A 13,536-nucleotide genomic window follows, 5' to 3' on the forward strand; every position below is an offset into this window, starting at 1 on the left:
AATTATCCAGCTGCGACGGCTAACTCCTCGGGTCACTTCAGACTTAAAGGAAAGGCAAAGTGCGCCTTTCTTTTAAGTCCTCCAGTGCCTGTCGGAGCTGGACAGCCGTCTCCGCTTTAGAATCATCCAGCTGCAAGCGCCAGCCTCTCGGGTCGTTTCGGTCCTGCCAGAAAGGCAAAAAGCGCCTTTATGGCAAGACCTCCAACGCCTGTCGAGGCTAAACGGCGCTTTCCGCTTTTGAATATAAAAAGACGCCTTTACAGACCCGTGGGAAGTCCACGAGATGTAAAGGCGCCATTGCCGTTTTTATTCACTTGTATGAGCTTTACTATATCAAATTCTGCGATAGGTGTAAAGGGTATCATCCTAGGAATAGTAAGCGTTCATCGTCCATTTGTTCGACGTATTGACGCATGGATGCCAGGTCATTAAGTTTGGTTAACTCTTTCAAGTGATCGATGCCCACTCCTGTTACAGAGGAGGTAATGACGATCGGGCCTTGATTCATGACCATTTTTAGCATGACGAGCGCTCGTTCAGTATCAGCATCAGGACGGTCACACTTTGTAATCACGCCGATCGGCAACTTCGGAACTCCCAGGCTGAAGCCGGGAGGGAAGATCAGCTTTTCGCTTGTTGAATCTTGCAGATAAAATACATGTGTTACTTCCAGAGCGGTTGCCATGATATTTTTATAAAACATTGGATTTTCCGTATATTCCCCAGGAGTATCGACAATCCAATCAAAATAATTGAGCGTCTGCGTCTTGACAGCTTTTACTTCCCGGCCTAACAAGGCATTCGTCAACGTGGACTTTCCTGCGCGTACCGCACCGACCAGCATCGCCTTGTTTTGCATCCTCACCACTCCTTAAGACTTCGTAATGGCAGCCGGTGTATAACCCAGCTTTTCAGATAAGAACCGATTGATTTCCTGCATTGCCATTTCCACTTCAGACACACTCCCGACAATTACCAGACTTCCGGTAAACCTGTCCAGAAAACCAATACGAACATTTGCCGCTTTTGTTGCTAAATCCCCTGCGATGATCACCGTTTCGCTTGGTGTGCAAGTTAGGATACCCAAGGCTCCAGCCTCTTGAATACCTAATTTCTGGAACATGTCGGGATCAGGATTTGCGATTAAGTGGCTGAGTGTCAGCTGTTTTCCCGGAACAAATTCCTGTATAAACCGTTTCTTTTCCTCGCTCATTCTACACACTCCCTCTCTAACTAATACCTATTTATCCTTTTACAGGAGGAGTTTCAGCTTTATCTTCGTATTCGCCTGGGCGAATAATTCCTGCTTCACGATCCTGTTGTTCCAATTTCCGCGCAGTCGGGATGGATAGTTTGTACGCAATAATAATCGCGATAATTCCAGCGCTGAGCTTCCCGATAATCACCGGCAAAATAATGTTCGGCTGGAAGTTCGCCGTGAATGATAAGTGATCGCCTAGCAAGAATGCCGCACAAACCGCAAATGCAATATTAACGACCTTGTCTTTTGGACGCATATAACGAACTAAAGAGAACATCGCCAAAATATTCGCTACGGTAGCCAGAAGACCCGCACTTCCTTCAGGAGAAAGGCCGATTTTCTGTCCCGCTGCTTCCAGTGGACGACCCAAATATTTTCTGATCAAGTAAATCATCGGGAAAGCCCCTGCCAGCATGATTCCGATATATCCCGCTGTTTCAAGCGCACGGAACTGGTCTGCCTCATCCGCCATAATCGGATCAAAGCCCCAAACACCAAAGATTTTAGTGAAAATGCCTGTAAATACTTCTACAATGGAGAACACTAGCACAAGTTTGATTGCTGCGTCCATGACACGCCCGAAAATCATAAATCCATTGATCATCAGACGCGGGAAGAATTTTAATCCCAGTGCGATTAAAACAACAAAAATTAATAATGGCAATAAATTTATGAAAATCTGTAAATAACCAATCGCAAATTCATAATTTGAATTAGCTGTAGTGCTAATCACATCACGCACATCTGTATTAAAAATAACTACTAAACAAGATGCAATAAATGCTCCGATCGGAATCGTCAATACTCCCGACATAATACCAAGTGCCATATACTTATGATCCCGCTTATCAAGCATCGCAAGACCCATCGGAATGGAGAATACAATGGTTGCGCCGGACATGAAACCGACGATCAACGCCATAACCCATCCTTCATTTGTAACTTTCAGTGCTTCTGCCAACTGGTAACCACCCATGTCCGAAGCCAAAATTGTCGTAGCGGCAATGGCTGGATCTGCTCCGATTGAATCAAAGATCGGTCCGATGAATTTACTGATGAACCATGTCAAATAAGGGATGGATGCCATGATACCTGCTGCCGGGACAAAAATATGTCCAACCGCGTGGAGTCCTGACATGAATTCCTTACCTAACCCTTCCTCCGGATTTTTGATGGAAGCAAACGCCCCTGCAATCGCACAGGCCATTATAATGTATACAATTACCGTACCTATCATTTCCATAAAGGCTATCCCCTTTTATTATAATATTGTGTTGCATTTTCAGCCAGTAACTAGCAAATCACCACCTTTTCATTGGATGAACTCACAAATAATAGAAAAAATTGAAGACAAAAAAACGCTTAAAGAATGAAGCTCTTTAAGCGCCTTTGCTTAAATCTATTTACTTGTACGATTCAATAATTTCATAGGCAAGCGACTCCATTGTCATTTGCCGTGACATACTCTCATTCCGCATCTGTTTGAACGCCTGCTGTTCTGTTAACTGCTCAGCGTCCATTAGAATGCCTTTTGCCCGCTCTATGATTTTTCGCTTTTCTACTTCCTTTTCTGCCTGCCGAACATTTTCCTTCAGTCGTTTCGCTTTATCCGATTGATGAAGCGCCACTTCTATAGCCGGAATTAAATTGGATTCCAATATAGGTTTAACCAAATACCCCACTATATTGTCTTGCTGTGCTTTTTCCACAAATTCCTTTTGGCTGTATGCGGTAAGGATTAAAATTGGCAGATCCAGCTGTTCTCCGATAATGCGGCTTGCCTTCAATCCGTTCATCTTCGGCATCTTGATATCCATCAAAACTAAATCCGGTTTATGCAGAAAAGCAAGTTCAATAGCCCTGTCCCCGTCCCCTGCTTCGCCCACCACTTCATAGCCATGGTCTTGCAAGGTCATTTTCAGGTCCATCCGAATAATCGATTCATCTTCCGCTATGACAATCCGTTTACTCACCAAAGATTTCCACCTCCGCGCCTATTGGAAAAATGATCAGTGCATGAGTTCCAATTTCCCTAGGCACGTACAAGAATTCACCATTCAGGTCATTGGTCACAAGGTTATGGATGATTTCCGTTCCTAATGAAGTCTGAGGATCCTTCATTCCAACGCCGTTGTCGGAAACGTGAAGTTCTACAAAATCATTATCCACAGTAAATTCTACATCAATAATCCCTTGTTCTCTACCTTGGAACGCATGTTTTAAGGAATTCTGTATGAGCTCGTTGATAATCAATGCGATTGAAACCGCTTTCTTAGAGGTTGTTACTATTTTATTGCCATTCGGCTCAATAATCAAGTCTACTTTTAAATTATATTCATTTAATACCATAGTAGAACAGATTTTTCTTGTCAAATTAATAATGTTTACATCATCATCGTCCGCATGTTCCTTAGCAAGAATGATTTCATAAACGGAAGAAATACTATAAATTCTGTTCAGTGTTTCTTCAAATGCAGTACGGCTTTCTGCTGTAACGCCATTGCGCATTTGCAGTCGCAGTAAGCTTGCCACCGTCTGAAGATTGTTTTTGACACGATGATGAATTTCTTTGATGACAACCGATTTCATCATTAATTCTTTTTCTTTCGTCCGAAGTTCGGTGATATCCTGAACAATGAGCAAGGTTTCTCGGGATTTATTTTTTTCTCGCATTTTTATTTTTTTCACTATGAGACTTTTGCGTTCAATTGTCATTTCAAATACAAATACATCATCTTTCTGCTCATACACCGGCTGTAAAAACGGCAGCAGTTCCACTAAGTTTTGGTTGTGCAGTTCATCGCAGCCGCTCAGCTCAGATATCAGTTTCAAACCCGACGGATTGGCGTAGACGAGCCGGTTTGAAGCATCTGTTAAGATCAGCATCTCCATTAATAAGTCTGAAACTACACCCAATCCCGAATTAGTCAGCTGATCTTCTGCGGTTTCTGTAATGACCGAAAAGTTCTGTAGCGGTTGATCGGTAGATGAGGAGGAGACTTCTTTTTCCTGAATCAGCACTCCAATCACCTGATGGCACATATTCTTGATTGGCACCACCGTCTGATCGACTGCGATTCCTTCCTGCGTCACAGCATGGCGAATAATGGACTTTTTCCCATTACGGTACGAATAAAACACGCCCGGCTCAAACGATTCGAAAACAATCTTTCCTATAACCGAATTGTCATACAGCGGCTTGCATCCTTTGGGAAATGCTTCTGCCACGACAATCGCTTGATTATGGGATTTTAATTTGCAGTCTATAAACATATAATCACCCGATAAATCTGCGTATGTCTGCAGACTAAACGCCAGTTCCTGCAGAATTTTTATATCTTGATCAGTTAAATCTGTATGCTGTTTACACAGTTGTTCCACTGTCGCTTTAACCAATCTACCACAACCTCGCTTCAGGGAAATATCTCTCCCTGCATTTTGTAAAGTTAGTATAATGCTGATTTTTTGGCAGGTCAATCTTTCAAAGCAGACAAGTGGGATCGCAAAAAGTCTGAAACCCTTAATTTATAAGCCTTCTCATCCATCACAAATGCCTCACCGTGATTGGCACCGTCCACTAACAGCAGCTCTGCCTCGCTGTTTGTCTCATTGAATAATTCCTCCGCCATTGCGGTCGGCACAAACGTATCCGCTTTGCCGTGAATATACAAGATCGGAACTTCTGTCTTTTTGACTTCATTCAGCGCATTCGCTTCTTTCAATGAGTAGCCGGCCTTCGCCTTCGTCAGCAGACTCATATTATCGAGCAGCGGATAAGCAGGCAAATGAAACATGCGGTCCATTTGATAAGCGAACAGCTGATACACGGATTGATACGGGCTGTCTGCCACGATTGCCTGCACCTGTTTCGGCAATTCCTCTTCTCCGCTCGCCATTAATACTGTCGCCGCGCCCATTGAAAGTCCGTGGTATACAACTTCTGTTTCGGGCCCCTGCTTCTGTACCAGCTGTTTCGTCCAGTCAATCAAGTCCAGACGATCCGGCCAGCCAAAGCCGTAGTAATCGCCGCCGCTCCGGCCATGCCCCCGCGCGTTCGGCATGAAAACATTAAACCCGAGTTCTTCATAATAATACTGGCCGTACAGCCCCATCTGTTTTGCATGTCCCAGGTAACCATGCGTCAGGATGACCAGCTTGTTGGAAGGCTGCTTTGCCGGCAGGTAATACCCCATCAGTTCCAGACCGTCCCTAGAGGTCAGCTTCATTTCTTCGTATTCTTGCTCCTCCACCCATTGTCTCCAGTCACCGTTCAGAAATACTTCCATCGTTTCAGCAGATACTTTAAGATCCGCATTGCCAGTCAGAAAGTCCTTTGGCCCCCGCTTAATTGCCAAGTTATAAAAGAAAAAACTGCCTGCTATTTGAAAGACTATAAAGAAAGCAACAATAATCAACAAAAACTTCTTCCAGCCTATTTTTCTCATCTTCATTTCCCTCGTTCTCTTATTCAATTGTCACTTGGCAAAGTTGTATCGGAGTCTGAACTAAGCGTCTAGATAGGTTGAATTAATAAATAAGCATTCCATAAATTACCTAGCACCGTTGATTTCCGTTCCAGGCGGACGCTTTCTGGAGGGCCCGCGGTGAGCCAACTTGGTCGCTTCGCTCCCCTAAGTTGTCATCACCTGTCGGGCTGATCCTCCCAGAGTCGCCGCCTTGCACTCCAATCAACTGAGTAGATAGAACATAGCTTCCTTATGATGTAAAAAGTTTAATACAACTTATATAGATAAGTATTTCTTCTTATTATACAATGAAAACCAAGTTTTGTTTATGACAATTTCATGAGAAAAGCCCCAACAGATAAAAGTATCTGCTGGGGCTTTTGATTAGTGTTATTTATTTTGTTTCTGATTGTTTTCTTGCTCAGCTGCTTTGTCTGCCCTCTTAAAGTCTTTTGCGTATAAGACTTCTTGAGTGGATGAAAGGCCATTGTTTTTATCAGTAAATGTTTTGTGCGGCTGCTTATTTTCACTCATGCATGAACACTCCTTTCCTTCTTATTTCTAGTCTTCCACATATGCTGCAAATTAAACGCAGCCAGTAAGTCTGCAGCGATTCCGATAAAGGAAGCAAAATCTTCTATCTTTTCGGCAAAACAACGTATACTACTTGCATAAGGAGCTGATCATATGCAATTTCACATGACAGAACACGGTTTTGACACCGAAACGGAATTTGGTACATTACACATTTCCTCCAATGAAGAAAAAGGATTTCGTCCATACCAGCTGATGGTCGCGTCCATCGCTGCCTGCGGAGGCGGCGTCATGCGCAAGATTCTTGATAAAATGCGCATGCCTGCTGACGATATTGCGATTGCTGTAAAGGAAGTCGTTCGTTCAGACGATGATGCAAGCCGCATTATGAAAATCCACCTTCATTTCACCGTCATCGGCTCTGATATTACGGAAGAAAAAATGCCGAGAATTATGGAGCTCACTGAGAAAAACTGTTCCATGCTGCAGTCCGTAATGGGCTGTATAGAAGTGGTGAAAACGTACGAGATTGGCAGTAAATAAAATAAACGGCGTGCCCGGAACATTCCGGCACGCCATTTACTTTTTTAAAGGCAGCAAAGGCTCTTCTTCTGTGTAGCGCGAATACGCCCAGCCACCCAGTGAGACATTTGTACACGCCTCATCCTCACAATAAAAAATATATGTTTGCTGATCAGTTGAAACATGCACTTCGTAATGAATGACGGAAGACGGATCTGCTACATTAAAACGGCTGACACGCTGCATAATCGAATGGACTGTTTCCTTTTCTGCAATGCTTTGATATTCTTCATTCTGCAGCGTCATCACTGTCATTTCTCCTAATATTTCTTGATCGTCTATATTTGGTGTATATGTACTTTTTAGAAAGCTCGATGTTCCTAAGTAGATATTCAGTGCCACGCTTATAATTACTATCGCTATAAACAACACAGACTTTTTCCGCATGCCTGCACCTTCTTTCATGTGGCCGCCGCTTCACAGCTTGCAATAGTCCTTATTTCAGCGTGAACTTCATGAGTAAACTAAGAATTGCAGACAGTAACGTAAATATAATTACCCAAATGAAAAAGGTTGTGTCGAAGACGGTAAATGTCAATACAGTGAAAATCACAAAAGTAAGTAACAGAACGACAAACCACTTCTTAAGCAGTAAATAGCCAATAACTGAAGTGATAACGACAAGAATCGGAAAAAGTAAAAATACCACAGCAAAATACACTCCATCCACTTCCTCTTTCATTTAGTTGGGAGGACTGCTGCTTATCCCCACCACATTGCTGTTACAAAAAAAGAAAACATCGAAATCGGTACCGCAATGATACTGATTGCCAACAAAGCACCCGACACTTTCCAGTCGCTAATACTTTTATTTTTCATTAATAAAGAGGCCAAAATAAAGCTGACTACATATAACAACAAGCTAATCACCGTGAACCCAGTCAAATAATAAACAGGATTAATATCTACCGCGTAATCGGTCATGAAATATGCCATTCCCTGACCATATACACCCAGGATTGTCGCTATAATCATACTGATCATTATCGATAACGTCATCTTCATCATAATTTTCTCCTGTTCTACGTACCTCAAGGTTTCCCTACCGGCACATAGCCAACCTCCTCCACCAGATGCTGTCCTTGATCCGACAAAATCCACTCAATAAACTTCTGAACATTCGGGTTCTTCGTTCCGGCTGTCACGATATAAAATTCGGATGAAATCGGGTACTCATCTGAACGAATCGTTTCCTTTGTTGGCGTGACACCATTAATGGCCAGCAGCTTGATCTCCTCATTGCCCGCCATTTCCGTTGAATAGTAACGGAACGTATAGCCGATCGCATTTTTATAGTTTCGGTAGGTCGACACTTCCTGAATGATTCCGCCCATTCCTTCCGCCACATTTTCCCGCGGCGCTTCCATAATTGGCACATCGCCCATCAGCCGCTCCAGCGCCGTCTGGCTTCCGCTGTCTGCTGGCCGCTGAAATGCACGGACGGGCTCATTTTTCCCGCCGACCTCTTGCCAGTTCGTCACTTTTCCCGCGTAGATATCCTGAATTTGCTTTAACTCCAAATTGTTGATCGGATTCTTTTGATTGACGAAAAATACGAAGGCTTCCCGCCCTACCGGTGTCAGTTTCAGATTCAGCCCTTTTTTCTCCGCTTCATTCAGCTGGGCATCAGAAGGGCCTGCCGCAAAAATCATATCAACACGGCCTTCAAATAAATTCTCATACGCTTCAGGTGTGGTATTGACCATTACTTCGCTGTCATAGGGACTGTATGCTTTCTCTGGGTACACAGCCTGCACAAATGAGGAATACAGCGGATAAAGGGCGGTGGCTCCATCCATCTTCGGCAACTGATCCTGCAGTTGCAGCGCTGCCGGTTCATTCAGTTTCTTAACTTTTGATTCCTGGCCAAACGGCTCATAATAATAGACTTCCACCTCAGCACTTACAGTCGGTATGCTGTTTTTATAAGCTGTATAAATCGGCCAGACAGACGCACCGAGCAATATGACGGCAGCAGAAATTCCAAATATCTTTTTCCGCTGTTTCGTCCGGAATGAATGATTGATCATCATGATAATCCAGACATATAAAGTAACAGCTACTGCGATCATCAGAGGAATATAATGAAACTGTCCCATAAACAGCAAATACAATAAGCCGATTCCAACAAAAAATAGCAGCGCGATCAGAAAAAACACAGCAAATACTATCGTTGTGAACATATCGCCCTCTCCTTCCTATTTCCCAGTTAATTCACTCAAACGTTGTCTGGCTTCTTCTTCATCAAATGAACTGTACCAGCGATAATGTTCTTCATCTAAAATCCGAAAATGCTGACTGATTACATTTTGTTGCAGCCGAAAACGTCCATTCTTTTCAATTTCCCGCCACCATACTTTCCCGCCCATCGACTGATCAATCGGCCGGTCTATTCCATCATGTGCGATCGTCTCCAATACTTCAAGCGGGTCTCCTCCTACCGTTGCCTGCAGAACATCACTGTCCCGGAACAGCGCACAGACCGCAATAACAGCCGTCCAGCCCGCTGCGGTCCGCCCCTTTTCAATCTGGATCAGCGTCTTTTTGGAAAGTCCCAGTACATCTGCCATCTTCTGTTGGGAATACTCTTTTTCCAAACGTACAACGCGGAGCTTAAGTGATATCAAATCGGTTAATTCCTGCTGGTTCATACTCTCACCTCATGGTTACATTTCATATCTATTGGTGTAATATTACACCACCGAATAAAATATTGCAAACGAATTTTCAAAACTCTCTGCGAACCGCAGAGGCATCGCTTTTTTTTCGAAATCATGATAGGATTTAGTGAATTTATAATTATGTAAAAGAAACGAGGACGTATATGAAACAGCGGGAACAATGGACTTCCAAGATTGGTTTTATACTGGCGGCTGCCGGCAGTGCGATCGGATTAGGGGCAATCTGGAAATTTCCTTATATGGCGGGAACAAACGGAGGCAGCGTGTTTGTCTTGTTATTTATTATTTGTACATTACTGATTGGACTGCCGATTTTATTGGCGGAGTTCGTTATTGGCCGGCGAGGACAGGCGGATGCTGTCACTTCCCTGCAGAAACTGTCAACCGGCAGGAACTGGGCGTGGGTCGGCTGGATGGGTCTTGCCTCATCCTTTATCATCCTGTCTTTTTACAGTGTGGTCGGAGGATGGATTTTATCGTATTTGGCAAGAGCTTTTACATTTAAACTGAATGGAAAGGATTACGGCGAACTGTTCAACACGACAATCGCAAATCCTTGGGAGGTCTTGATTACACAGGCTTTGTTTATGGCACTGACAATCTTCATCGTGCAGAGTGGAATACGGGGCGGGATTGAACGGGCGAGCCGCTGGATGATGCCGCTGCTATTTCTGTCATTTATCGTTCTGGCGATCCGTTCTCTGACGCTCGATGGCGCAATGGAAGGTGTTAAGTTTTTATTCGTTCCGGACTGGAGCTATTTCAACGGGACCACTTTTCTCGTGGCACTCGGTCAGGCGTTCTTTTCTCTCAGCGTCGGGGTGACGGCGATGATGACGTATGCATCGTATCTCTCAAAAGAAGAGAAGCTCGGTCAGTCTGCATTTAATGTATCCATCCTTAATATCGGAATTTCTATTCTGGCGGGTCTGGTTATTTTCCCTGCAGTTTTTGCGCTCGGGCATTCTCCGGCAGAAGGTCCGGGATTGATTTTCGTCATTCTGCCGGCAATTTTCAATGAAATACCATTTGGCAGTGTATTTTTGATCATCTTCTTTATTCTGATGCTGTTTGCGACACTGACTTCAGCGATTGCCATGCTGGAAATTGTGGTTTCTACCGGAATACGCAAGAAGCATGACCGCAGAAGACGTGCTTCATGGGTATTTGGCGGACTGATTTTCTTAGTCGGAATACCAAGTGCGTTGTCATTTGGTTTATTATCTGACGTTCAGCTATTCGGCAACTCGATTTTTGATTTTGCCGATATCCTGACGAGCCGGATTGCGATGCCTCTCGGTGCGCTGGCGGTATCACTGTTTGCCGGGTTTGTCCTGACAAAAGAAGATACAGCGGAAGAATTACGGATGAATCCGGCTGTTCATTCTTTGTGGAAGTTGATCGTCCGCTACTTTGCACCGCTCGCGATTGTCGTTATTTTTATTACGTGGATAGTGGGAATGTAAATTCTCTGTCTTCCTCTGCGTGAGAAGTTTGGTGCGGGAAAGGGCCGGATTGGTTCGTTTGTTATGTAGTTTGGCGCGTTAGAGCTTGTGTTACGTGCGGCGGCAGCAGTCTTTGGTTCGTTCGCGGGCTTTTTTGGCTCGGCTGACTGTTTTATTGGTGCGTTGACATGCAGAATAGAAATGAATATCATGAAAAAAGCGGTCTTGAAAGTAGAATTACTTTCAAGACCGCCTATTTAGTTAATATGTTTCATCAGGACAGCTGCCGCTTCTGTAAGCCCTGCCAGATCTTCTTCAGTGAAACGATTCAATTCAGGACTGTCAATATCGAGCACCCCGAACACTTCTCCGTCTTTCATAAGCGGTACAACAACCTCTGAACGGGAAGCTGCATCACATGCAATATGGCCCGGAAATTCATTCACATCTGGAACAACCAATCCTTTTTTTGTCTGTGCCACTGTTCCGCAGACACCTCTTCCAAGCGGAATACGGATGCAGGCGGGCAGCCCCTGGAACGGACCGAGCACTAATTCTCTGCCGTCCATTAAATAAAAGCCGACCCAGTTAATGCGGTCGAAAAATTGGTTCAATAAAGCGGATGCATTGCTTAAGTTGGCATAAATATTCGACTCGCCAGATAATAACGAATCCAGCTGTGCTGCAAGCTGTGTATACTTTTCCTTTGGATTGCTTGAATAATCCGTTGCAGTGAACATCATATTACCTGCTTTCTGTGTAAGATCTTTACTATATTCTACACAGAATCACAGCTTAGGAAAAGCATTCGGGCTTACATCTGGTTCCTGTTCAATCCAATTTCACCCTGAGGATTTCTCCAGTAACAGCATCCACTTTTACTTCAAACTTCTGGCCGTCTTCCGTGCGAATGTCAATTTCATAGAGCAACTGGCCGTCATCAAAGTCCAGTTCTGATTTCACTACTTTTCCTGGAACTCTTTTCAATGCAATTTCATTTGCCTCTTCCATAGATATCCTTCGGTATTGCGGATGCTGCCAGTGATTTACCCAGTAAGAATTTTCTTCACGCTGTTGGTTCATACGCCGATTCCTCCATTTCTTTACTCCATATCAATCTATGCAGTGAAATGAATTAACGTGCCTGCCTCAAGATTACAGCTGCGGTTTCTATGCTTTGAAAGCTGCTTCAGCCGATGTCTTTTTTTCTTTCAAGCGTACCCAGATAATCAGCGGAATGAGCAGCAGTGCGATATATGTTCCTAGAAGACCAAGCATTGCGAAACTCGAGAATGCAACAACTAAGCCTGATGCCAGGCCGCCCAAAGTGCCGGCGAGCGCTACAAATACATCAATACTCCCTTGCGTCTTCGCACGTGTCAGCACATCTGTGGAATCAATGACAATTGCTGTGCCGCTGATTAATCCAAAATTCCAGCCTACGCCGAGCAATATCAGCGAAACGGACATCCAGAAAACGGATCCGCCGGCCACATATGCCGCGAGTATGCCTGACAGCGCTAAGGTCACGCCGGAAGCCACTACCATTACCGGCCGTCCTACTTTATCCACCAAGACACCAGTAAAGATGGAGGGCAGATACATGCCGGCAATATGTAGTCCGATTACCAAACCGATGCCTTCCAATGAAGCGCCGTGATGCTTCATGTGAACAGGTGTCATTGTCATGACGGCCACCATCACACCATGGGACAGAACCAGGACAATCGCGCCTGTCCAGATGCCCATTCGGCTCGCTTTATGCTCGTGAATAAACGCTCCGTCATTTGCCTGTTCTCTTTCCTTTGTCTTAGCGAGTTCAATGGCCCGTGCAGCCAACAGCGGATCAGGACGCAAGAAAATGAGAAATATAAGACCTGCCAGGATATAGGAAACTCCTGCTAATAAAAATACGCCTGTTAATGTCGGAATGCCGATAAAGTCCGCCACATACCCCATCGGTATAACCAAGTTAGGACCGGCGACAGCACCGATCGTAGTAAAAACAAGGGCCATACTGACTGCCGTAGCACGCTGTTTTTGATTGGCCAGGTCAGTACCGGCATAGCGTGCCTGAAGATTGGTCGAGGTGCCTGCCCCATAAATAAACAAGAAAATGAATAATACGAAAAGGTTTCCCATCGCCACAGCGGCAATCACGCCGAGCGCGCCGATGCCTCCCGTTATAAAGCCGGCCCCCAGGCCAAGTCTGCGGCCATAACGCTGCGAAATTCTTCCGACTAGATATGCAGAAAAAGCAGAACCGAAAGTAGCCAGTGCAATCGGCATGCCAGCCAGGCTTTCATTCCCGGTCATCTGCTGAATCAATAGGGCTCCTACAGTTATTCCCGCTGCTAATCCGGCTCCGCCAAAAATTTGAGAAATCATGACCACAATCAAAGATCTCTTGTACAATTGCTGCTGGGCATGTTCTGATTGTGTGTATTGAGAGTAATCCTGCTGTCTTGCCATTTGTTTTCCCATCCCCCTTAGGCCGTCTGTCTATGTATCATCTCTTATCAGACATAGTGTTTATGCGCTAATAATTCCATCCATCTTATCATATC

The 13,536-nt window shown here is 44.5% G+C and carries 17 protein-coding genes; 2 read left to right on the forward strand and 15 right to left on the reverse strand.

Annotated elements, in window-relative coordinates:
* Positions 1 to 361 precede the first annotated feature (361 nt).
* The 7 genes from NCCP2331_RS00500 to NCCP2331_RS00530 form a co-directional block, all read right to left on the reverse strand.
* Entirely contained in the window at positions 362 to 859 is a 498-nt protein-coding gene (locus tag NCCP2331_RS00500) for a EutP/PduV family microcompartment system protein (RefSeq protein WP_153721680.1), read from the reverse strand.
* Positions 860 to 871: 12 nt separating this feature from the next.
* A complete protein-coding gene (gene eutS, locus NCCP2331_RS00505) occupies positions 872 to 1,213 on the reverse strand; it encodes an ethanolamine utilization microcompartment protein EutS (protein WP_153721679.1) in 342 nt (113 codons plus the stop codon).
* Positions 1,214 to 1,244: 31 nt separating this feature from the next.
* On the reverse strand, positions 1,245 to 2,504 hold the full coding sequence (gene eutH / locus NCCP2331_RS00510) for an ethanolamine utilization protein EutH (RefSeq protein WP_153721678.1): 1,260 nt from the start codon (positions 2,502 to 2,504) through the stop codon (positions 1,245 to 1,247).
* Between the two features lie 160 nt (positions 2,505 to 2,664).
* Positions 2,665 to 3,234 carry an ANTAR domain-containing response regulator gene (locus NCCP2331_RS00515; RefSeq protein ID WP_153721677.1) on the reverse strand — a complete coding sequence of 190 codons (570 nt, stop codon included), beginning with the start codon at positions 3,232 to 3,234 and terminating at the stop codon, positions 2,665 to 2,667.
* A complete protein-coding gene (locus tag NCCP2331_RS00520; RefSeq protein ID WP_228551040.1) occupies positions 3,227 to 4,657 on the reverse strand; it encodes a PAS domain-containing sensor histidine kinase in 1,431 nt (476 codons plus the stop codon). Before NCCP2331_RS00520 ends, NCCP2331_RS00515 begins: the two co-directional genes overlap by 8 nt.
* A 77-nt stretch (positions 4,658 to 4,734) precedes the next feature.
* Complete coding sequence (locus NCCP2331_RS00525; protein WP_153721676.1) at positions 4,735 to 5,712, reverse strand: alpha/beta hydrolase; 978 nt, start codon at positions 5,710 to 5,712, stop codon at positions 4,735 to 4,737.
* A gap of 405 nt (positions 5,713 to 6,117) precedes the next feature.
* A complete protein-coding gene (locus NCCP2331_RS00530) occupies positions 6,118 to 6,261 on the reverse strand; it encodes a YfhE family protein (RefSeq protein WP_153721675.1) in 144 nt (47 codons plus the stop codon).
* Between the two features lie 153 nt (positions 6,262 to 6,414).
* On the opposite strand from NCCP2331_RS00530, the gene NCCP2331_RS00535 reads away from it, so the two are divergent.
* Positions 6,415 to 6,804, forward strand: a complete 390-nt coding sequence (locus tag NCCP2331_RS00535; RefSeq protein WP_153721674.1) for an OsmC family protein — start codon at positions 6,415 to 6,417, stop codon at positions 6,802 to 6,804.
* Between the two features lie 36 nt (positions 6,805 to 6,840).
* On the opposite strand, the gene NCCP2331_RS00540 is transcribed toward NCCP2331_RS00535, so the two are convergent.
* Genes NCCP2331_RS00540 through NCCP2331_RS00560 form a run of 5 tightly spaced genes read right to left on the reverse strand, consistent with a single transcriptional unit; the run spans position 6,841 to position 9,494 of the window.
* The gene (locus NCCP2331_RS00540) at positions 6,841 to 7,248 is read right to left on the reverse strand and encodes a hypothetical protein (protein WP_153721673.1); all 408 of its coding nucleotides are present in this window, start codon (positions 7,246 to 7,248) and stop codon (positions 6,841 to 6,843) included.
* Between the two features lie 31 nt (positions 7,249 to 7,279).
* The gene (locus NCCP2331_RS00545; protein WP_228551039.1) at positions 7,280 to 7,504 is read right to left on the reverse strand and encodes a DUF2651 family protein; all 225 of its coding nucleotides are present in this window, start codon (positions 7,502 to 7,504) and stop codon (positions 7,280 to 7,282) included.
* Between the two features lie 41 nt (positions 7,505 to 7,545).
* The gene (locus NCCP2331_RS00550) at positions 7,546 to 7,851 is read right to left on the reverse strand and encodes a hypothetical protein (RefSeq protein WP_153721671.1); all 306 of its coding nucleotides are present in this window, start codon (positions 7,849 to 7,851) and stop codon (positions 7,546 to 7,548) included.
* A 23-nt stretch (positions 7,852 to 7,874) separates the two neighbouring features.
* On the reverse strand, positions 7,875 to 9,026 hold the full coding sequence (locus NCCP2331_RS00555; RefSeq protein ID WP_153721670.1) for a PstS family phosphate ABC transporter substrate-binding protein: 1,152 nt from the start codon (positions 9,024 to 9,026) through the stop codon (positions 7,875 to 7,877).
* Positions 9,027 to 9,041: 15 nt separating this feature from the next.
* Positions 9,042 to 9,494 (reverse strand): helix-turn-helix transcriptional regulator, encoded by a 453-nt coding sequence (locus tag NCCP2331_RS00560; protein WP_153721669.1) that lies wholly within the window; start codon positions 9,492 to 9,494, stop codon positions 9,042 to 9,044.
* 173 nt (positions 9,495 to 9,667) lie between these two features.
* Here NCCP2331_RS00560 and NCCP2331_RS00565 point away from each other — a divergent pair, with 173 nt between their 5' ends.
* The gene (locus tag NCCP2331_RS00565; RefSeq protein ID WP_153721668.1) at positions 9,668 to 10,990 is read left to right on the forward strand and encodes a sodium-dependent transporter; all 1,323 of its coding nucleotides are present in this window, start codon (positions 9,668 to 9,670) and stop codon (positions 10,988 to 10,990) included.
* A 236-nt stretch (positions 10,991 to 11,226) separates the two neighbouring features.
* Here the strand turns inward: NCCP2331_RS00565 and NCCP2331_RS00570 are convergent, their stop codons facing one another.
* The 3 genes from NCCP2331_RS00570 to NCCP2331_RS00580 all read right to left on the reverse strand — a co-directional run bounded on the left by NCCP2331_RS00570 (position 11,227) and on the right by NCCP2331_RS00580 (position 13,453).
* Complete coding sequence (locus NCCP2331_RS00570; RefSeq protein ID WP_153721732.1) at positions 11,227 to 11,709, reverse strand: GAF domain-containing protein; 483 nt, start codon at positions 11,707 to 11,709, stop codon at positions 11,227 to 11,229.
* Between the two features lie 91 nt (positions 11,710 to 11,800).
* Positions 11,801 to 12,052: a PepSY domain-containing protein gene (locus NCCP2331_RS00575; RefSeq protein ID WP_153721667.1), complete on the reverse strand. Its 252-nt coding sequence runs from the start codon at positions 12,050 to 12,052 to the stop codon at positions 11,801 to 11,803.
* Between the two features lie 87 nt (positions 12,053 to 12,139).
* Positions 12,140 to 13,453, reverse strand: a complete 1,314-nt coding sequence (locus NCCP2331_RS00580) for an MFS transporter (protein WP_194841091.1) — start codon at positions 13,451 to 13,453, stop codon at positions 12,140 to 12,142.
* Between the last annotated feature and the right edge of the window lie 83 nt (positions 13,454 to 13,536).

The sequence above is a fragment of the Sporosarcina sp. NCCP-2331 genome (assembly GCF_023707945.1).
Lineage (GTDB): Bacteria > Bacillota > Bacilli > Bacillales_A > Planococcaceae > Sporosarcina > Sporosarcina cascadiensis.